Here is a 17692-nt window from a genome sequence, read left to right as displayed (position 1 = left end):
CCGGGCCCGTCGCGGCACGATGGAGAAGAGGGCGCGCGCCGCCGCAGCTCGCTCGCCGACGTCTCAGGCCAGGGCGCTGGCGCGCGCCACCAGACGGTCGACGTCGAGTGCCAGCAGCGTCTCCTGCTCTCCCTCGCCGATGCCGGTGACGAAGTCCCACTCGCCCGCCGTATCGAGCCCCGCGGGGGCGGCGCCGAGCTGGAAGGTCGAGACGTCCTCGAGCGAGTCGACCGCGATGGCATAGAGGTGCCCGTCGACGATCGTTGCCACCGCGCGGCCGCCCTCGCGCCGCTTCTCCTCGGGACAGCGCGGGACGCCGAGCAGCGTGCGCACGTCCAGCACGGTAGCGACGCGGCTCCGCATCGCGGCCAGGCCGATCACCGCGGCGGACGCGCCCGGCGCCGGCACGACCGTACCGACCTCGACCACCGAATCAACCCGCTCGGCGTCGAACAGCACGCCGCAGCCGCCGATCCGCGCCACCAGTTGCAGCGACCCGATCATGCGCGATGCTCCTTCAGCGCGGCGACCAGCGCGCCGCGGTCATAACGGTAGAGCGGCTGGCCGCGCGTGCGGCTGAGCCGCAGCGCGGGCATCGGCGCGCTGTCCGCCTCCTCGTCGATCGCCAGCGCGATCGCGGGGCGCTCGCCCGGCTTCACCGACCGCACGACACGATAACCCGCCTGCACGATCGTCGGCTTGAGGAAGGCCTCCATCCATGCTCCCTCGCTGCCGTGGAGCAGGCAGAGCGGTCGCTCGGCGACGACCGGCAGCGCGGCGAACATCGCGAGCGGGTCGACCAGCTCGATCGGCTCGCCCGCGATCACCGCCAGCCCGGCGATGATGCCGTGCGGATCGGCAGCGGGCGCGAGCTCGCCGGGCAGCGGCACGATCTCGATCGCCTCCTCGACCGGATACGCGAGCTCGAGACCGTCGGCCTGGAGCCGCAGCACGGTGCGGACCGCCTCGGCGTGGGCGCCCTGTCCCGACCAGACCGGCACCGAGCGGCCATCGATCGTCAGCCAGGTCCCGCGCGCGAGCGAGCGCACCGCCCCGGCCGCGACCTTCTCGATCCGGTCGACCGCGTCGGACACGATCAGCCGGCGCTCGCCGTCCACGTCGAGGAACAGCAGCGCGCGCACCGGCTCGACCGCGGCGACAGCGCTGGCCTGCGCCTGGATCTGCTCGAAGGTCAGCCCCGCGCGGGCAGCGATCCCGGAGCAGTCGAGCAGCAGGATCGGCAACCCGTCGTCGGGCAGCATCTGGCCGGCGTAGATCCCCGCGCGCATCACCGCGGGCGCCGCGGGCTTGACCACCAGCTCCTGCGTGTCGCGCACGCCATCGAGCGCGAGCGCGAAGCGGCCCTCGCGCAGCGACACGATCGCGAGATAGCGCGGTGGCTCCGCGGACGTGCGATCCAGCAGGTCGCCCAGCTCGACCATCGGCAGCCGCTGCCCGCGCAGCAGCACGACCGAGCCGGTGCCCACTCGATCGACCCGCACCGCGCCGCCGTCGACCGCGACGATCTCGTCGACCGACTGGCGCGGCACCGCGAAGCGCGTGCCCGCGGCGTCGACCAGCACCGCGTTGAGGATGGCGAGCGTCAGCGGCACCTCGAGCGAGACGGTGAGCCCCTGCCCCGGCCGGTTGACCAGCGAGATCCGACCGCCGGCCTGCTCGACGTTGGCCTTGACCACGTCCATGCCGACGCCGCGTCCCGACAGAGCGGTGACCTCATCGCGCGACGACAGGCCCGGCTCGAAGATCAGCCGCAGCCGCGCCTCCTCGTCCAATCCGCGCAGCTCGCCGGCGCGCGAGGGCTGGTCGCGCAGGATCTTGGCGACGAGCCGGTCGGTGTCGACGCCGCGACCGTCGTCGACGATGTCGATGATGATCAGGTTGCCGGCCTGGCGCGCGACGACGCGCAGTTCGCCGGTGCCGGGCTTGCCCGCGAGGATGCGGTCGGCGCGGTCCTCGAGCCCGTGATCGACCGCGTTGCGGACGATGTGGACGAGTGGGTCGCGCAGCAGCTCGATCATCTCGCGGTCGAGCTCGACGTCGCCGCCCTCGATCACCAGCGTCACCGACTTGCCGAGCGAGGCGGCGGAGTCGCGCGCCAGCCGCGGCAGCGCCGAGAACAGCGCCTCGACGCGCTGCATGCGGGTGCGCGTGACGGTGTCGCGCAGCTCGTCGACCGAGAGGCTGAGCCGCTCGAGCATCGCCTCGAGCCGAGGGTCCTCGATCTGGCGGAGGTGGCGCGCGAGCTGGTTGCGCGCGAGCACCATGTCCGAGACGCCGCTCATCATCCGGTCGAGCAGGTCGACCGAGAGCCGCACCGAGCGCTTGTGCCCGGCACGCTGCGCCGTGGCGGCGAGCGCGGCGTCGGGCAGCGCGGGCGCGGCGGCGGTGACCGTGGCGACGGCTGGGGCGGCGTCGAGCGCGGCGATCAGCAGCGCCTCGCCGCCGTCGTCGAGCGACTCGCCCGCGTCGATCGCCTCGACCAAGTCGCCGATCCGGTCGATGATGGCGAGGATCGCGCTGACCAGAGCGCTGTCGGGCACGCGGTCACCGCCGCGCACCGCGGCGAGCGCGTCCTCGGCGGCGTGGCTGAGCCGCGCGAGCCGCGGCAGGTCGAGGAAGCCGCAGCTACCCTTGATCGTGTGGACGAATCGGAAGATCGAGTCGAGCCGTGCGCGGTCGCTCGGATCGGCCTCCCAGCCGACGATCTCGCCCGAGAGCGCCTCGAGCGTCTCGCGCGTCTCGGCGATGAATTCCTGCAGCAGATCGTCCATGCGGCCCCGTCGCGTCCTGTCGGCGAGCGCGGCAATGGCACGGCGGCGGTTAAAAGGGTGTTTACTGAGGCAGGTGCGGCGCCGCCTGGAGGAGTGGCGCCGCCGCGGGTGCACCGCTTACTGGAGCTTGCCGGTGAGCAGATCCACCTCATACGTGCCGTCAGGGAACTTCAAGGTGGCAATCAGCGCGATCTCCTTGCCGCCCGGGCCGAGAAGTCGACCGCGGAACTCGCCGGTGATCTTGCCGTCCTTACTCTTCAGCGAGCCGGTGAGGTGCTTAGCCCCGTCGATGGTGCCGAGAAGATCATAGTCGGCGCCTGCCCGATCGTCGTCGACGAGCGGGATGGTTCCGGCGACGGTGCTCTTCGCGACGTCGAGCGTCAGCGGTGCTGCCTTCACGGCGCCCTTCTCATTCTCGGACTCGGAGATGAGCGCGGCATAGGTGAGGGTCGTGCTCTGGTTGAGCTCGGCCGGGTTCGTGGCAGCGCCGACGAGGAAAACTCGGATCCTCGCCACCATCGCCGCGGGCGCTGAGCATCAGCGTCAGTGTCACCGCGGCTATCGTCCGTCGCATCATCGAGAAGCCCATAGGACGTCGTACATCCGCCGATCGGATGCACGATCATTCGAAGGCGTTTCGGTTCGTTCCGGCGTGGCGACCGGCACGACGGGTCGCCAGTTTCGATGCGATACCTCTATGACTTGACGGTCCGGGCCGCCACCATGAGGCAGCCCGATCGGCTCAACGGTTCGGCAGCGCCGCACCGAACAGCAGCGTCCCGTCGACCGCGTCGCTCACCATCACCGAGCCGCCCGCCTCGGCCGCGATCGTGTTGACCAGGAACGCCGCCGCGGCGCGCGGGGTGATCGCCGCGCCGTTCGCGCCATCCGTCAGCGTCGCGCGCAGCTCGGGGTCGAGCACCAGCCGCGGGCCCTCGGCGCGCAGCACGATCTCGGTGGTCTCGGCGCTCTCCTCCACCCCGATCGTCACCGTGCCGCCGCGCACCAGCGTGTCGCCCGCGATCAGCGCGAGGTTGAGCAGCACCTTCACCGCCGCCTTGGGCAGCTCGGGCTCCTCGATCAGCCATTGCAGCTGGAGCCGCTTGTTGTCACCGAGCAATCCCTCGACCGCCTGGCGCGCCTCGCGCACGTCGACGCGCTCGCCGAAGCCGCCCGCCGCGCCGAACGCCAGGCGGAAGAACTTGAGCTTGTTGGCCGAGACCCGCGCGCTCTCGTTGAGCAGCTCGAGACAGCGCGCGCGCATGTCGGGGTCGGTCTCGTCGTTGAGCAGTTCCAGCCCGTTGTTGAGCGCACCGACCGGGGACAGCAGGTCGTGGCACAGGCGCGAGCACAGCAGGGAAGCGAAGTCGACCGGGCTGATCGTCATGTCGTGGGATTACTCCGCGCGGGGGGCGTCGCCGCCTTGTGGCGGGTCCCCGCCACCTTCGCAACCGCCGTCGCGCATCATCGCCGGGTCGAAGCGGCCGTACAGCGCGCCCTCCTCGACCGCCCGCCACGCCGTGACCGACCGCCCGGCGACGATGAGCCAGAGGCTGCCGTCCGGCGCAGCGTCGGCGGCATCGCGCGGCGATGGATTCGGTTCGCCGCTCGGGTGCGAATGATAGTGGCCGAGCACCGCCGCCCCCCCGGCGCGCGCGGCGCGATGCGCCGCGAGCAGCGCGGCGGGGTCGAGCTCGAAGCGCGTCGCCGGCGTCGCGGCGACGTTGCGGCACGGCACGGCACGCTCGACGCGCTCGCCGCGGCCGAGCAGCAGACCGCAGACCTCGTCCGCGCTAGCCGCCGCGGCGGCGATCAGTTCGTCACGCAGGCGGATTGAAATCTCGACCATCGTCGCCACATAGCATGAAGCAATGGACCGGGGGGTTTCCATCATCTCAGCGACGATCGCGCCGGCCGCCGACGGCTGGCGGCTCGATCGCGCGCTCGCCGACGCCGTGCCGACGCTGTCGCGCGAGCGGCTCAAGGTGCTGATCAACGCCGGCCAGGTGACGCAGGCCGGCGCGGCGGTCCGCGATCCGTCGCGCAAGTCGCGCGCCGGCGACGCTTACGCCGTCACGGTCCCGGCCCCCGCCCCCGCGCACAACGAGGCGCAGGATATCCCGCTGGTCGTCGCCTACGAGGACGATCATCTCATCGTCGTCGACAAGCCCGCCGGGCTGGTCGTGCATCCCGCAGCGGGCAATCTCGACGGCACCTTGGTCAACGCGCTGCTGCATCACTGCGGCGGCTCGCTCTCCGGGATCGGCGGCGTGGCGCGGCCGGGGATCGTCCACCGCATCGACAAGGATACGTCGGGGCTGATGGTCGCGGCCAAGACCGACCGCGCGCACGAGGGGCTGGCCAAGCAGTTCGCCGCGCACACGATCGACCGCCGCTACCGCGCGATCGTCAACGGCCGGCCGATGCCCGCCGCGGGCAGCGTCGACGCGCCGCTCGCGCGCTCGGCGGCCAACCGCAAGAAGGTGGCGATCGTCGCGGGCGGCAAGCGCGCGGTGACTCATTACACGCTGCTTCAGCCGCTGCGCGACGCCGCGCTGGTCGAGTGTCGGCTCGAGACCGGGCGGACCCACCAGGTCCGCGTCCATATGGCGTCACTCGGACACGCCTTGCTGGGCGACCCGGTCTATGGTAGAACGAAACAGGCACACCGCGGCGTGATCGAAACGCTCGGTTTCCGCCGCCAGGCCTTGCACGCCGCCCGCCTCGGGTTCATCCACCCGATCACTGGCGACGCGCTGTCGTTCGACAGTGCGATGCCGCGGGACATGCAGGAACTGTTCAGTCAGCTCGTCGTATAGGTGCGAAGCGCGCACCGTCTGGCACTCGTCCGGGCATCGCCGCGTTTCCCGCCAGGAAGGGAGATCAAGGATCATGGCAGCACGCAGCAACGTCCCGGCGACGATCCCTGCGCTCGGCGGGGAGCAGAGCCTCAACCGCTATCTCGCCGAGATCAAGAAGTTCCCGATCCTGGCGCCCGAGCAGGAATATATGCTCGCCAAGCGTTTCCAGGAACACGGTGACACCGAGGCGGCGGCGCAGCTCGTCACCAGCCACCTCCGCCTCGTGGCCAAGATCGCGATGGGCTATCGCGGCTACGGCCTGCCCGTCAGCGAGCTGATCTCCGAGGGCAACATCGGCCTGATGCAGGGCGTGAAGAAGTTTGAGCCCGATCGCGGCTTCCGCCTCGCCACCTATGCGATGTGGTGGATCCGCGCGTCGATCCAGGAATTCATCCTGCGCTCGTGGAGCCTGGTGAAGATGGGCACCACCGCGGCGCAGAAAAAGTTATTCTTCAACCTGCGCCGCATGAAGGCGCGGCTCGACGCGTTCGAGGACGGCGACCTGCGCCCCGAGGACGTGCAGAAGATCGCGACCGACCTCGGCGTCACCGAGGCCGATGTCGTCAGCATGAACCGGCGCATGGCGATGGGCGGCGACACCTCGCTCAACGTCTCGATGCGCGAGGACGGCGAGGGTCAGTGGCAGGACTGGCTGCAGGACGACGCGCCGCTGCAGGACAAGGTCGTCGCCGACCAGCAGGAGGCGGACGTGCGCCACGACATGCTGGTCAGCGCCATGAGCGACCTCAACGACCGCGAGAAGCATATCCTCACCGAGCGCCGCCTGACCGACGATCCCAAGACGCTCGAGGAGCTGAGCCAGGTCTATGGCGTCAGCCGCGAGCGTGTCCGCCAGATCGAGGTGCGCGCGTTCGAGAAGCTCCAGCGCGCGATGATGCGGCTGGCGGGCGAGAAGCGGCTGCTGACCGCCTGACATGCCGGCCGGCGCGGACGCGGTGATCGTCGGCGGCGGTGCCGCGGGGATCGCGGCGGCGCGCCACCTGCACGACGCGGGCCGCGACGTGCTGCTGCTCGAGGCGGGTGATCGGCTCGGCGGCCGCGCGCACAGCATCGCCATCGATAAAGCGATGGTGGATCTGGGCTGCGGCTGGCTTCACTCCGCCGGGCGCAACCCCTGGACCGGGATCGCGCGCGCGCGCGGCTTCACCGTCGCCACCGATACCGCGCGGTGGGGCGAGCAGTGGCGTGATCTCGGCTTCCCGCGCGACCATCATCGGGCTGCCAACGCCGCGCGCGAGCGGATGACGGCGGCCGCGCACGCGTTGGCGGCAGCACCCGACCGAGCGCTCGGCGCGGCGGTACCGCGCGACGAGCGCTGGCGACCGCTGCTCGACGCCATCTCGCGCTTCGCCAACGGCGCCGCGATCGACCAAGTCTCGCTCCACGACTGGCTGGCCTATGAGGATGCCGCGACCGACGACAATTGGGCGGTGCGCGAGGGCTATGGCACGCTGGTCGCGGATCACGCGCGCGGGCTGCCGGTGCGGCTCGGCTGCGCGGTGACGCGGGTCGACCATCGCGGCGCGCGCGTGCGCGTCGAGAGCGCGGCCGGGACGATCGAGACCGACGCGGTCGTGATCGCTGTGCCGACGCCCGTGCTGGCACGCGGCGCGATCGCCTTCGACCCGCCGCTGCCAGAGAAGATCGACGCCGCGGCCGGGCTGCCGCTCGGCGTCGCGGACAAGGTGATGCTGCGGGTCGACCGACCCGAGTGGCCGGCTGATTCGCATCTGATGGGCAACCCTTACTCGGCCGACACCGCGAGCCACCGCCTGTCGCCGTTCGGCTACCCGCTGATCGAGAGCTTCCTGGGTGGCCCTACCGCCGACGCGCTGGAGGACTCGGACGCCGCCGCCGCCTTCGCGGTCGACGAACTGGTCGCGCTGCTCGGCGGCGCGTGGCGCGCGCGGCTGCATCCGGTCACCGCGACGCGCTGGCGCCACGCACCGTGGATCGGCGGGAGCTACTCGCACGCCGCGGTCGGCCACGCCGGCGCGCGCGCGGTGCTGGCGGCGCCGGTCGACGCGCGGGTGTACTTCGCCGGGGAGGCCTGCTCCCCGCACGATTTCTCCACGGCGCACGGTGCCTATGCGACCGGCGCGGCGGCGGCGAAGGCGATCCTCGGCGCAGCGTGAGAGAGGCGGGGGCCGTGCTCCTGCGCGAGCGGGAGCACGGGGCGACGTGCGCCACCCTTGCTGCCCAGGAGCTCCGGCGTCCGCCGGAGCACGGACGCGCTCGGTGCGACAAGCTCATCCCCCCGGAGGCTCCATCGCTGGCTCGGCGCGTCCGTTGTCGAACGGGAGGCGGGTAGCAGATCACGCTCTAAGGACAGATCATAAACGCGGGCCGTAGTCGCCCAGCGCCGCCCTCCCTTCTCACCGCCGCCCGCGCCCGCTACCTAGCGTCGCATGTTCCGCCTGCTCCGGTTCCTGCTCAAGCTCGCGATCGGCTTTGTCGTGCTCTCGGTCGCCTGGGTGCTGCTGTACGCTTTCGTGCCGGTGCCGTTCACGCTGACGATGGCGGGCGACCTCGTCGCGGGCCGCGGCGTCACCAAGGAATGGCGCCCGCTCGCCGACATCGATCCCGACATGCCGCGCGCCGCGATCGCGGGCGAGGACAGCGAGTTCTGCACGCACCACGGCTTCGACTGGGGCGCGATCGCGGGCGCGGCGATGCACAACGCGGAGGGCAAGCGCATCCGCGGCGGGTCGACGATCAGCCAGCAGACCGCCAAGAACGTCTTCCTGTTCCAGGGCGGCGGCTATGTCCGCAAGGCGCTGGAAGCGTGGTTCACGCTGCTGATCGAGACGATCTGGGGCAAACGGCGGATCATGGAGGTCTATCTCAACGTCGCCGAGACCGGGATCGGTACCTATGGCGTCGAGGCCGGGTCGATCCGCTACTTCCGCCACTCGGCCGAGCGGCTCAGCCCGATCGAGGCGGGGCGGATCGCCGCGGTGCTGCCGCTGCCCAAGAAGCGCGCGGCGATCGACCCGAGCGGGTTCGTGCGCCGTCACGGGGATCGCCTGGCGCGCTACGTCGGTGTGGTGCGCCGCAACGGGTTGGACGCCTGCCTGCGGTGAGGCGGGAGGCGGCGGCTCAGGCGCACCGCCCTCCCATCCCACCGCCGTCATCCCCGATTGGTCCGGGATCATCGCCCAGGATGACGCGAGCACGTGAGGCCGGCCCGGCGCCCCGACGCGGCAGGCCGTGGCCTACTTCGCGGCGCGATCGACCGCGGCGCCCGCCTTGTCAGCGGTGTCGCCGACGCTCTTCGCCGCCGAGGTGATCGCGTTGTTCTTGGCGACCTCGCTGTCGTTGCGGACGAGCAGCAGATAGGCGCCGACGATCACCGCGAGCAGCACCGCCAGCCCGATCAGCACACCGCCACCGCCGCCGCGGCGCTCGATCACCGTGGTGTGCGGGGTCTGGGTCACGCGGTCGTCACTCATGGCATCCTCCTCTCACAGACGTGAGCCGAGAAATGCCAGCGGCAGGCGCTTGTTCCCGCCGCGCAACGGTCCGGCTGTCCCGTCTCAAAACGGCAGCTTGAACCCCGGCGGCAGCGGGAGGCCACTGGTCATCTTGGACATCTCGGTCGAGGAGACGGCGTCGGCCTTGGTGCGCGCGTCGTTGAACGCCGCGGCGACGAGGTCCTCGAGCATCTGCTTCTCCGAGGGCACGATCAGCGAGTCGTCGATCGCGACGCCGATGATCCGCCCCTTGGCGGAGGCGCGGACCTTGACCAGCCCGCCACCCGCGACGCCCTCCACCTCGATCGTGTCGAGGCTCTCCTGCGCCTTCTGCAACTCGTTCTGGACGTTCTGGGCCATTGCCAGGATGTCGTTGAGATCCTTCACGTGATACTCCGCTTGGCTGGTTTGGGGTCGATGAGTTCGGCCTCGGGAAAGGCCTCGAACGCGGCCGCGACGATCGGATGCGCGCGCGCGGCATCGTGGCGCGCCTGCACCGCATCCTGCTCGGCCTCGAACATCGTCGGCGCGCCCGGCGCGTCCGCGACCGCGATCTTCCATGGCATGCCGGTCGCCTCGCGCAGCACCGCGGCGAGTTCGGTGAGCGTGTCGGTGGAGAGCGGGCGCGCGCCGCTCAGCACGATCTCGGGCGGCGCGTAGCGGACCACGCTGGCGCCGCGCTTGAGCCGGACGAGCAGCTCGAGCTTGTTGAGCTCGTCGAGCAGCGCGAGCACGCCCGCGAACTCGCTCGGCACGCGGTCGGCGGGTGACGGCGGTGCGGGCGGCGGCGCCGGCGCGGCGGCGGCAGGCGCGGGCATGGCGCCGCCCGCGAGCCGGCGCGCCAGCTCGCCGGGATCGGGGAGCGTCGAGGCATGGATCGCGCGTAGCAGCGCCATCTCGGCGGTCTCGATCGGCAGCGCGGCGCGCTGCACCTCCTCGTGGCCCTTGAGGAACAGCTGCCACAGCCGATGCAGCAGCGGGAACGACAGCTTGTCGGCCCAGTCGCGATAGGCGGCGCGCTCCTCGGCGGGCTGCGCCGCGTCGTCGGGTGCGCCGACCTTGACCTGGGTCACGCCGTGCACCGCCTCGAGCAGCGCGCGGATCACGCCGAGCGGGTCGACGCCGAGATCATACTGCCGGCGCAGCGCGGCGAGTGCCCCGGGCGCGTCGCCGGCCAGCACCAGCCCGAGCAGGTCGCGCACCGCGCTGCGGTCGGACAGGCCGAGCATCTCGCGTACTGCCTCGGCGCTCACGCCGCCGCCGGCGAGGTCGGCATGCGCGATCGCCTGGTCGAGGATCGACAGCCCGTCGCGCGCCGAGCCCTCCGCGGCGCGCGCGATCAGCGCCAGCGCCTCGGGCTCGGCCTGCGCCCCCTCGGCCTGGACCACGCGCGCGAAATGCGCGGCGAGCAGGGTCGCAGGGATGCGGCGCAGGTCGAAGCGTTGGCAGCGCGACAGCACGGTGACCGGCACCTTGTTCACCTCGGTGGTGGCGAACAGGAACTTGACGTGCGCGGGCGGCTCCTCGAGCGTCTTGAGCAGCCCGTTGAAGGCCGCCTTCGACAGCATGTGGACCTCGTCGACGATGTAGATCTTGTAGCGCGCCGAGACCGCGGCGTAACGCGACGCCTCGATGATCTCGCGCACGTCGTCGATGCCGGTGTGACTGGCGGCGTCCATCTCGATGACGTCGATGTGACGTCCCTCGGCGATCGCGCGGCACGGCTCGCACACGCCGCAGGGATCGATGGTCGGGCCGCCCTGCCCGTCCGCGCCGACGCAGTTGAGCGCCTTGGCGATCAGCCGCGCGGTCGACGTCTTGCCGACGCCGCGGACCCCGGTGAGCAGGAAGGCGTGCGCGATGCGGTCGCGCTTGATCGCGTTGGCGAGCGTCTGCACCATCGCGTCCTGGCCGATCAGCGCCGTGAACGACTGCGGGCGATATTTGCGCGCGAGCACACGATAGGGCTGCGCGCCCGCCGGCGGCGGCGTCGTGAGATCGAGGGATTCGGCCATCGCCTCAGGATATAGGGCGTGGGCTCGCGCTTGTCGAAGGAAGCTGACGGGCGCGGCTCACGGCGGGGCCTCCGGTTCGCGGCCCAGCCATCGTGGGAGGAAGCGGCGCGCGCACCGCTCCCTCGCTCATGCGGTGGCGGAGGCCATGCCTCGACCGCCGCCTCATCCCTGGCCGAGCGCCTCCGCGACGACGCGGTTGACGATCCGCCCGCCGCGCACGTTGACGCCCTCCATCAGTCCGGCGTCCGCCTCGGCCGCGGCATAGCCCTTGTCGGCCAGAGCCAGGCCGTACGGCAGCGTCGCGTTGTTGAGCGCGTGGCTCGACGTGAGCGGCACCGCGCCCGGCATGTTGGCGACGCAGTAATGGATCACGCCGTCGACCTCATAGGTCGGCTCGGCATGCGTGGTCGCGTGGCTGGTCTCGAAGCAGCCGCCCTGGTCGATCGCGACGTCGACCAGCACCGCGCGCGGCTTCATCAGCGCGAGCATCGGGCGAGTCACCAGCTTGGGCGCCGACGCGCCCGGGATCAGCACCGCGCCGATCACCGCGTCGGCCTCGGCCACCTCATGCTCGATCGCCTCGAGCGTGGACACGCGCGTGCGCACACGCCCGCCGAACAGCTCGTCGAGCTCGCGCAGCCGCGGGATCGAGCGGTCGATCACGGTCACCTCGGCGCCGAGCCCCACCGCCATCCGGGCGGCATGGGTGCCCACCACGCCGCCGCCGAGCACGACGATTCGTGCCGGCTGCACGCCGGGCACCCCGCCGATGAGCACGCCGCGCCCGCCGTTCACCGCCTTGAGCGCGGTGCCGGCCGCCTCGATCGACAGCCGCCCCGCGACCTCGCTCATCGGCGCGAGCAGCGGCAGGTGGCCGCGCTGGTCGGTCACCGTCTCATAGGCCACGGCGGTGACGCCAGAAGCCATCAGCCCCTCGGCCTGCTCGGGATCGGGCGCGAGGTGGAGGTAGGTGAAGAGGATCTGGTCCTCGCGCAGCTGCACCCACTCGCTCGGCTGCGGTTCCTTGACCTTGACGATCATCTGCGCGGCGGCGAACACCTCCTCCGCGGTGTCGACGATCGCGGCGCCGGCGGCACGATAGGCCTGGTCGTCGGCGGCGATGCCCGCCCCGGCGCCGGTCTGCACCATCACCTCGTGACCGCGCGCGACATATTCGCGCACCGCGCCGGGCGTGAGGCCGACGCGATATTCGTGGTTCTTGATCTCCTTGGGTACGCCGACGCGCATGTTCGAGGCTCCTCTATCCTGCGCGCAGGATAGCGCCGGCACGGCGCCGAGTCCGCGCGAAGCGGCGAGCGAGGGCGTGACTTTCCGCCGGGTTCATGCGCTAAGCAGAGCCATGGCGCAGGAATCCACCGCTCTCGACCGAATCGACCGCCGCCTGATCGCGCTGTTACTCGGCAACGCGCGCGCGACCGCCTTCACGCTCGCCGAGGCGATCGGGCGCTCCGCCACCGCGGTCGCGCGGCGTCAGCGCGCGCTGGAGGAGACGGGCGTGATCACCGGCTATGCCGCGCGGCTCGACCTCGCCAAGCTGGGCTGCGCGACGATCGTCCACATCAAGGTCACGCTGGAGAGCCAGCGCAAGGACGTCCTCGACTCGTTCGAGCAGGCGATCGCGACGAGCCCCTCGGTGGTGCGGTGCGACCTGATGTCGGGCAGCTACGACTATCTGGTGACGGTGCGCGCGCGCGACCTCGGCGACTTCGCGCGGATCCACCGCGAGGAACTGTCACGGCTGCCGGGAGTGACCCAGATGGAATCGGGCTTCGTGCTGCGCGAGGTGGTCGCGCCGCGGCTGCCGCTGACGCTGCTCGAGTGAGGGGCGGGCGGCGGGCGGAGCGTCAGGCCGTGTCGCCACCCCCGTCCTGTCGCCACCACCTGCCGTCATCCTGAACGTGTCTCGGGATCTACGGTATCGCGCCCTCGGATCCTCCGGTGGCTGCGGCTGGGTGGCCCCCGCGACAAGTTCACGATGACGCCGCGATGGAGCAGCCGCTATCGCGACAACGCCATGCCGCTCCCCCGGCTCACCCGCCGGCCCTAGCCCGCCGGCGCCATGATCCCCGACCGCCGCAGATAGTCCGCGTGGGTCGGCAGCGTCGCCACCGCCGCGGCACAGGCGGCGTGCATCTGCCGCAGCGCGGCGGCGACCTTGACCTCGTCGAGCGCGTCGACCGCGGGCTCGTAGTCGGCCGGCATCAGCCCCTGGCCGAGCCCGACCGCGACCCAACTCGGCGTGGTGAACAGCTCGGCAGTATCGCGGAACACCCGCCCCTTGCCCGCGAACAGCGCCATGCGCCGCCGCAGCGTCTCGGGCACATTCATCGTGCGCACCGCGTCCCAGAACGGCGTGTCGCCGCGTCGCGTCGCCTTGTAGTGGAGGATGATGAAGTCGCGCACGTCTTCGAACAGGTCGCGCATGTGGCGGTTAAACTCGTCGCGCTCCTCCGGATCGAAGCGCCGGTCCGGGAAGAGCGCGATCAGCTTGGCGATGCCGGCCTGGACGAGGTGGATCGAGGTCGACTCGAGCGGCTCGACGAAGCCGCTCGCCAGCCCCAGCGACACGACATTGGCGTTCCATGCCGACAGTCGCCGCCCCGCCACGAAGGACAAGCGGCGCGGCGCCGCCTGCGGCTCGCCCTCCAGCGTGCTGAGCAGCGCTGCCTCCGCCGCCTCGTCGTCGAGATAGCGGCTGGCGTAGACATAGCCGTTGCCGAGCCGGTGCTGCAGCGGGATGCGCCACTGCCACCCGAAGGGCCGCGCGGTCGCGCGCGTGTACGGCTCAGGGTCGCGCGGCAGCGCGCAGGGCACTGCCAGGGCGCGGTCGCACGGCAGCCAATGCCGCCAGTCCTCGTAGCCGGTGGCGAGCGTCTCCTCGATGAGCAGCCCGCGGAAACCCGAGCAGTCGACGAACAGTTCGCCCGCCACCTCGCGCCCGTCGGCGAGGCGCAATGCGGCGACATGCCCGCTGCCGCCGTCGCGCCGCACCGCGACGACGCGCCCCTCGACCCGCGTCGCGCCCGCCCCCTCGGCATAGCGACGCAGGAAAGCGGCGTAGCGCGCGGCGTCGAAGTGGAAGGCGTAGCGCAGGTCGCGCAACGGGGCGGGTGCGTCCGGCGCGGGGCGCGCGAAGCGGTTGGCCGCGGCGGCGACCGCGCTCACCGCCCAGTCCGCGATAGTGGGGGCGCCGCCGGCCTCGCGCGCGTGCCGTGCCGCACGGAGCCAGAGCTGATGGAAGTGGATACCCTGGAGGTCGCGGCCGTGCGGGCCGAACGGATGGAAGTAGCGCTCGCCGAGCGCACCCCAGTCGACGAACTCGATGCCGAGCTTGAACGTGCCCGCGGTCGCGCGCAGGAACGTGTTCTCGTCGATGCCGAGCATCTGGTTGAAGGTGATCAGCGGCGGGATCGTCGCCTCGCCGACGCCGACGGTACCGATCTCCTCCGACTCCACCAGGGTGACCCGCGTGACGCCGTTGCCGAGGAAGCGCGACAGCGCCGCCGCCGCCATCCAGCCCGCGGTCCCGCCGCCGAGGACGACGACGTCGCGGATGGTATGTTCGTTGATCACCGCTCTCCCCCTGGCGCGCGCGACGACGCGCGGCTCCCGTCTTTGACGCAGCCGCGCGGCGACGGGAAGCGGCCGCTTCGCTCCGCGCGGGATGGAAGCGGCCGGACCGCGCCTCGCGACGCGCTCCGGCCGCCTTCGCCGCGCCGGGCGACGACGATCACTTCTTCTTGTCGGTGCCCGACGCGTCGGAGACGGCATTGCCGGCCGACTTGAGGTCCTTGCCCGCGCCGTTGACGGTGTTGCAGGCGGTCAGCGCGAGCAGCGCGCCGAGGCCGATGCCCAGGCTAAGCGTCTTCGTCATTTCCAGGCTCCTTCCAGAGAGGGGGCGGCGGGTCCGGTACGCTGGCCCGCCGCCGGGTCATCAGCGCGGGCGGCGGCGGGTCGCCGTCGTCGCGCCGAACGCGGCCGCGCCGGCACCGGCGAGCAGTGCGAGCACGAGGATGAACGAGGTGCCGGCGGCAGCACCGGCGGCGGCGTCGGCGGCGGACCTGGCGGTCTGCACCGCGTCGTTCTTCGCGGCGACGAAATCCTGCTTGGCGCGCGTCACCTGCGCCTGCGCCTCGGCGCGGCTGACCTTGCGCTGCGCCGCGACGATCTCGACGATGCGGCTCTCGGCGCGCGCGCCGGCGCTGCCCCCGCGTGCCAGCGCCGGGAGCTGCTTGGCGATCTCCTTCTGCGCCTGCTCGGGCGTCATCTGCGCCGGATCGCTGGGCGCGTCGGCGAGATAGGCCGAGGCCTCGTCGCGCACGTCACCCCCGTCGATACCAGCGATCTGCGCCACCTTCGGCGCCGCCGCGCCGACGGTCGTGCCCGCGGCGCCGGCGACCGCGCCGACGGTGCGGAACGCGCCGCCGATGAGGCCGCCCACCGCGGACGTGAGCAGATACAGGGTCAGCAGCAGCGTCACGCCCCAGACCACCAGCCCGTGGACGAGCGCGTCGAACCGATCGGTCACGCCCGACAGCCGCGCCGCGGCATAGCCGCCGGCGCCGAGCGCGACGACCGTGGTGATCAGCCAGTAGAGCCCGGCGCCGATGCCGAAACCGGTCGCGCCCGGCGTCGTGCCCTCGACCGGGTCGACCATCGACAGGCCGATGCCCGTTCCGAGGATGCCGAGCAGCAGCTGCACCGCCATCGCCAGCACCACGCCAGCGAAGATCGCGCCCCAGGACACGCGCCTGCCGGCGCGCGCGAAGGCCACCTCGTCCAGCGGCGCGTAGCCGCCCGTCACATTCGTCGCCATAGTCACTCCTGTTCGTTCCGGTTGCGGGCAGGGTCGGACGTGCGCCCCGCCTCCTCCTGTTGCGCGCGCCCGTCGCGCACCGCGGCATCGTCGCCGATCAGCTTGCCGATCGCCGCGCGCGCCGCTCCCTTGGCGCGGCGACGGTCCGCCGCCTCGCCCCGCTCGGGATCCTTCGTCATGCTGGCACCTCCCGCGGCCCGACCGCGACCGTCTCGCTCTCGAATCCGCGCGCGCGCGCCCAGGCGGCCGCGGCGGTGCGTCGGTTGACGCCGATCTTGGCGTAGATCCGCGCGACATGGTTGCGGACGGTGTTGCCCGAGACGCCCAGCGCGCGCGCGATCGACTTGTCGTCGAGCCCGCGGCAGATCAGCGCCAGCACCTCGCGCTCGCGCGCGGTGAGGTCGTCGATCCCCGCCCCATCGGCCTCGGCCTGGGGCGCGCGCAGCCGCGCGAGCTTGTCCATGATCGATCGGCTGAACCAGCTCGTGTCCTTCATCACCGCCTCGATCGCCTCGACCAGCTCGAGCTCGGTCGCCTTGCGCTGCGTGATGTCCTGGAAGGCCCAGAGCAGGCACGCGTCGTCGCCGAGCGTGATGGCCTCGGTCGAGACCAGGCAGTCGATCGCGCCGCCGTCCTTGGCGGCGATGCGCGCCTCGTGCGCGCGCAGGTCGCGCCCGTCCTCGATCGCGGCCTCGATGTCGGCGCGCACCGCGTCGCTCGACCACAGGCCCGCGTCGGCGAGCGAACGGCCGATGATCTCGGTCGCGGCATAGCCGGTCAGCGCGGTGAAGCTCGCGTTGACCTCGCACAGCAGGTGGCCGTCACGCGCGCCGATCGCCATCGGCACCGGCGCCATCTGGAAGGTGCGGGTGAAGCGCTCCTCGCTGTGGCGCAGCTGCGACTCCGCCTTTCGCCGCGGCTCGAGATCCGCGAAGGTGAACAGCATGCACGGCTGGTCGCCCATGTCGATCGGCTGGCCGGCGACGATCACCAGCTTGGTGCCGCCGCCCGGCAGCTCGAGCTCGGCCTCCATCTGCGGGATCGTGCGCCCCTCGGCGAGCCGCTCCTTGGCCAGATCGCGCCGCTCGGCGCCGCGCAGCACGTCGATGTCGTAGACGGTCTTGCACAGCACCTGGTCGCGCGCGTGGCCGGTCATCTCGAGGAAGCCTTGATTGACCTTGACGAATCGAAGGTCGGCGAGGCGGCAGATCGCCGCGGGCGCCGGATTGGCGTTGAAGGACTGCTCGAACCGATCCTCGGCCTCGTAGCGCGCGGTGACGTCCTGGATCACCAGCACCACGCAGGATGGCGCATCGTCGTCGCCGTCGTTGAGAACGAGGCTACGAACCTGGTGGACCCAGCGCGGCTCCTTCTCGCCCGCGGCGGTGACCTCAACCACCACCTCGGAGAAGGAGTCGCCTGCCACCACCCGCTCGATCGGATAATCGTCCGCCTCGAGCCGATGGTTGTTGCGGTACCGCAGTTGGAAGCGCGCGCGATACGCGTCGACCGTCGCGCCGAGTTCCTCGAGCCGCTCGACCCCGTGCATCGCCAGGGCCGCCGCGTTGGCCCACAAGAGCGTCTCGTCCGGATCGATCAGGATCACGCCCTCGTCGAGGCCGGCGATGATCTGGCGCAGATGGCGCAGATCGACCGTCTCGCGCAGCGATTTGAGCGACGGTGCCACGCGCGC

Annotated in this window: 19 protein-coding genes; 5 read left to right on the top strand and 14 right to left on the bottom strand. The window is 71.7% G+C overall.

Annotated elements, in window-relative coordinates:
* Nucleotides 1–63: 63 nt before the first annotated feature.
* From FHY05_RS05795 to FHY05_RS05775, 5 genes are all read right to left on the bottom strand, one after another.
* Nucleotides 64–504 (bottom strand): chemotaxis protein CheW, encoded by a 441-nt coding sequence (locus tag FHY05_RS05795; RefSeq protein ID WP_183943424.1) that lies wholly within the window; start codon nt 502–504, stop codon nt 64–66.
* Nucleotides 501–2792 (bottom strand): chemotaxis protein CheA, encoded by a 2292-nt coding sequence (locus tag FHY05_RS05790; protein WP_183943423.1) that lies wholly within the window; start codon nt 2790–2792, stop codon nt 501–503. The genes FHY05_RS05795 and FHY05_RS05790 overlap by 4 nt, the downstream gene beginning before the upstream one ends.
* A 117-nt stretch (nt 2793–2909) precedes the next feature.
* On the bottom strand, nt 2910–3311 hold the full coding sequence (locus tag FHY05_RS05785) for a hypothetical protein (RefSeq protein ID WP_183943422.1): 402 nt from the start codon (nt 3309–3311) through the stop codon (nt 2910–2912).
* A 223-nt stretch (nt 3312–3534) separates the two neighbouring features.
* On the bottom strand, nt 3535–4179 hold the full coding sequence (locus tag FHY05_RS05780; protein ID WP_183943421.1) for a histidine phosphotransferase family protein: 645 nt from the start codon (nt 4177–4179) through the stop codon (nt 3535–3537).
* A gap of 9 nt (nt 4180–4188) precedes the next feature.
* Nucleotides 4189–4641: a M67 family metallopeptidase gene (locus FHY05_RS05775; protein ID WP_183943420.1), complete on the bottom strand. Its 453-nt coding sequence runs from the start codon at nt 4639–4641 to the stop codon at nt 4189–4191.
* A gap of 22 nt (nt 4642–4663) precedes the next feature.
* On the opposite strand from FHY05_RS05775, the gene FHY05_RS05770 reads away from it, so the two are divergent.
* From FHY05_RS05770 to mtgA, 4 genes are all read left to right on the top strand, one after another.
* Complete coding sequence (locus tag FHY05_RS05770) at nt 4664–5611, top strand: RluA family pseudouridine synthase (protein WP_183943419.1); 948 nt, start codon at nt 4664–4666, stop codon at nt 5609–5611.
* A 73-nt stretch (nt 5612–5684) separates the two neighbouring features.
* Entirely contained in the window at nt 5685–6587 is a 903-nt protein-coding gene (gene rpoH / locus FHY05_RS05765; RefSeq protein ID WP_183943418.1) for an RNA polymerase sigma factor RpoH, read from the top strand.
* Nucleotide 6588: 1 nt separating this feature from the next.
* A complete protein-coding gene (locus FHY05_RS05760; RefSeq protein WP_183943417.1) occupies nt 6589–7809 on the top strand; it encodes an NAD(P)/FAD-dependent oxidoreductase in 1221 nt (406 codons plus the stop codon).
* A 273-nt stretch (nt 7810–8082) separates the two neighbouring features.
* Nucleotides 8083–8757, top strand: a complete 675-nt coding sequence (gene mtgA, locus FHY05_RS05755; protein ID WP_183943416.1) for a monofunctional biosynthetic peptidoglycan transglycosylase — start codon at nt 8083–8085, stop codon at nt 8755–8757.
* 132 nt (nt 8758–8889) lie between these two features.
* Here mtgA and FHY05_RS05750 read toward each other — a convergent pair whose 3' ends face one another.
* The 4 genes from FHY05_RS05750 to ald form a co-directional block, all read right to left on the bottom strand.
* Entirely contained in the window at nt 8890–9126 is a 237-nt protein-coding gene (locus tag FHY05_RS05750) for a hypothetical protein (RefSeq protein WP_132907834.1), read from the bottom strand.
* An 84-nt stretch (nt 9127–9210) separates the two neighbouring features.
* Nucleotides 9211–9534, bottom strand: a complete 324-nt coding sequence (locus FHY05_RS05745) for a YbaB/EbfC family nucleoid-associated protein (RefSeq protein WP_132907833.1) — start codon at nt 9532–9534, stop codon at nt 9211–9213.
* On the bottom strand, nt 9531–11162 hold the full coding sequence (locus FHY05_RS05740; RefSeq protein ID WP_183943415.1) for a DNA polymerase III subunit gamma/tau: 1632 nt from the start codon (nt 11160–11162) through the stop codon (nt 9531–9533). The genes FHY05_RS05745 and FHY05_RS05740 overlap by 4 nt, the downstream gene beginning before the upstream one ends.
* Nucleotides 11163–11324: 162 nt before the next feature.
* Nucleotides 11325–12410, bottom strand: a complete 1086-nt coding sequence (gene ald / locus FHY05_RS05735) for an alanine dehydrogenase (protein WP_183943414.1) — start codon at nt 12408–12410, stop codon at nt 11325–11327.
* A gap of 112 nt (nt 12411–12522) precedes the next feature.
* On the opposite strand from ald, the gene FHY05_RS05730 reads away from it, so the two are divergent.
* Nucleotides 12523–13005, top strand: coding sequence for an Lrp/AsnC family transcriptional regulator (locus FHY05_RS05730; protein ID WP_183943413.1), 483 nt, complete (start codon nt 12523–12525; stop codon nt 13003–13005).
* A 221-nt stretch (nt 13006–13226) separates the two neighbouring features.
* Here the strand turns inward: FHY05_RS05730 and FHY05_RS05725 are convergent, their stop codons facing one another.
* The 5 genes from FHY05_RS05725 to FHY05_RS05705 all read right to left on the bottom strand — a co-directional run bounded on the left by FHY05_RS05725 (nt 13227) and on the right by FHY05_RS05705 (nt 17686).
* A complete protein-coding gene (locus FHY05_RS05725; RefSeq protein ID WP_183943568.1) occupies nt 13227–14753 on the bottom strand; it encodes a tryptophan halogenase family protein in 1527 nt (508 codons plus the stop codon).
* 160 nt (nt 14754–14913) lie between these two features.
* Nucleotides 14914–15057: an entericidin A/B family lipoprotein gene (locus FHY05_RS05720; RefSeq protein WP_183943412.1), complete on the bottom strand. Its 144-nt coding sequence runs from the start codon at nt 15055–15057 to the stop codon at nt 14914–14916.
* A 60-nt stretch (nt 15058–15117) separates the two neighbouring features.
* The gene (locus tag FHY05_RS05715) at nt 15118–15999 is read right to left on the bottom strand and encodes a hypothetical protein (protein ID WP_183943411.1); all 882 of its coding nucleotides are present in this window, start codon (nt 15997–15999) and stop codon (nt 15118–15120) included.
* A gap of 2 nt (nt 16000–16001) precedes the next feature.
* Nucleotides 16002–16178 carry a hypothetical protein gene (locus tag FHY05_RS05710; protein ID WP_183943410.1) on the bottom strand — a complete coding sequence of 59 codons (177 nt, stop codon included), beginning with the start codon at nt 16176–16178 and terminating at the stop codon, nt 16002–16004.
* Nucleotides 16175–17686 (bottom strand): PAS domain S-box protein, encoded by a 1512-nt coding sequence (locus tag FHY05_RS05705; RefSeq protein WP_311732377.1) that lies wholly within the window; start codon nt 17684–17686, stop codon nt 16175–16177. The genes FHY05_RS05710 and FHY05_RS05705 overlap by 4 nt, the downstream gene beginning before the upstream one ends.
* Nucleotides 17687–17692: the final 6 nt, after the last annotated feature.

The organism is Sphingomonas sp. BK580, from assembly GCF_014194975.1.
In the GTDB taxonomy this organism is placed as follows: domain Bacteria; phylum Pseudomonadota; class Alphaproteobacteria; order Sphingomonadales; family Sphingomonadaceae; genus Sphingomonas.
Note: the sequence above shows the minus strand (reverse complement) of the source record. Positions and strands in the feature narration are given on the sequence as shown.

Coding starts and splice junctions, on each gene's coding strand:
- FHY05_RS05760 (WP_183943417.1), top strand. CDS start 6,589: ATGCCGGCCGGCGCGGACGCGGTGATCGTCGGCGGCGGTGCCGCGGGG.
- FHY05_RS05710 (WP_183943410.1), bottom strand. CDS start 16,178: ATGACGAAGGATCCCGAGCGGGGCGAGGCGGCGGACCGTCGCCGCGCC.
- mtgA (WP_183943416.1), top strand. CDS start 8,083: ATGTTCCGCCTGCTCCGGTTCCTGCTCAAGCTCGCGATCGGCTTTGTC.
- FHY05_RS05750 (WP_132907834.1), bottom strand. CDS start 9,126: ATGAGTGACGACCGCGTGACCCAGACCCCGCACACCACGGTGATCGAG.
- rpoH (WP_183943418.1), top strand. CDS start 5,685: ATGGCAGCACGCAGCAACGTCCCGGCGACGATCCCTGCGCTCGGCGGG.
- FHY05_RS05775 (WP_183943420.1), bottom strand. CDS start 4,641: ATGGTCGAGATTTCAATCCGCCTGCGTGACGAACTGATCGCCGCCGCG.
- FHY05_RS05770 (WP_183943419.1), top strand. CDS start 4,664: ATGGACCGGGGGGTTTCCATCATCTCAGCGACGATCGCGCCGGCCGCC.
- FHY05_RS05795 (WP_183943424.1), bottom strand. CDS start 504: ATGATCGGGTCGCTGCAACTGGTGGCGCGGATCGGCGGCTGCGGCGTG.
- FHY05_RS05740 (WP_183943415.1), bottom strand. CDS start 11,162: ATGGCCGAATCCCTCGATCTCACGACGCCGCCGCCGGCGGGCGCGCAG.
- FHY05_RS05780 (WP_183943421.1), bottom strand. CDS start 4,179: ATGACGATCAGCCCGGTCGACTTCGCTTCCCTGCTGTGCTCGCGCCTG.
- FHY05_RS05730 (WP_183943413.1), top strand. CDS start 12,523: ATGGCGCAGGAATCCACCGCTCTCGACCGAATCGACCGCCGCCTGATC.
- ald (WP_183943414.1), bottom strand. CDS start 12,410: ATGCGCGTCGGCGTACCCAAGGAGATCAAGAACCACGAATATCGCGTC.
- FHY05_RS05720 (WP_183943412.1), bottom strand. CDS start 15,057: ATGACGAAGACGCTTAGCCTGGGCATCGGCCTCGGCGCGCTGCTCGCG.
- FHY05_RS05785 (WP_183943422.1), bottom strand. CDS start 3,311: ATGGTGGCGAGGATCCGAGTTTTCCTCGTCGGCGCTGCCACGAACCCG.
- FHY05_RS05790 (WP_183943423.1), bottom strand. CDS start 2,792: ATGGACGATCTGCTGCAGGAATTCATCGCCGAGACGCGCGAGACGCTC.
- FHY05_RS05715 (WP_183943411.1), bottom strand. CDS start 15,999: ATGGCGACGAATGTGACGGGCGGCTACGCGCCGCTGGACGAGGTGGCC.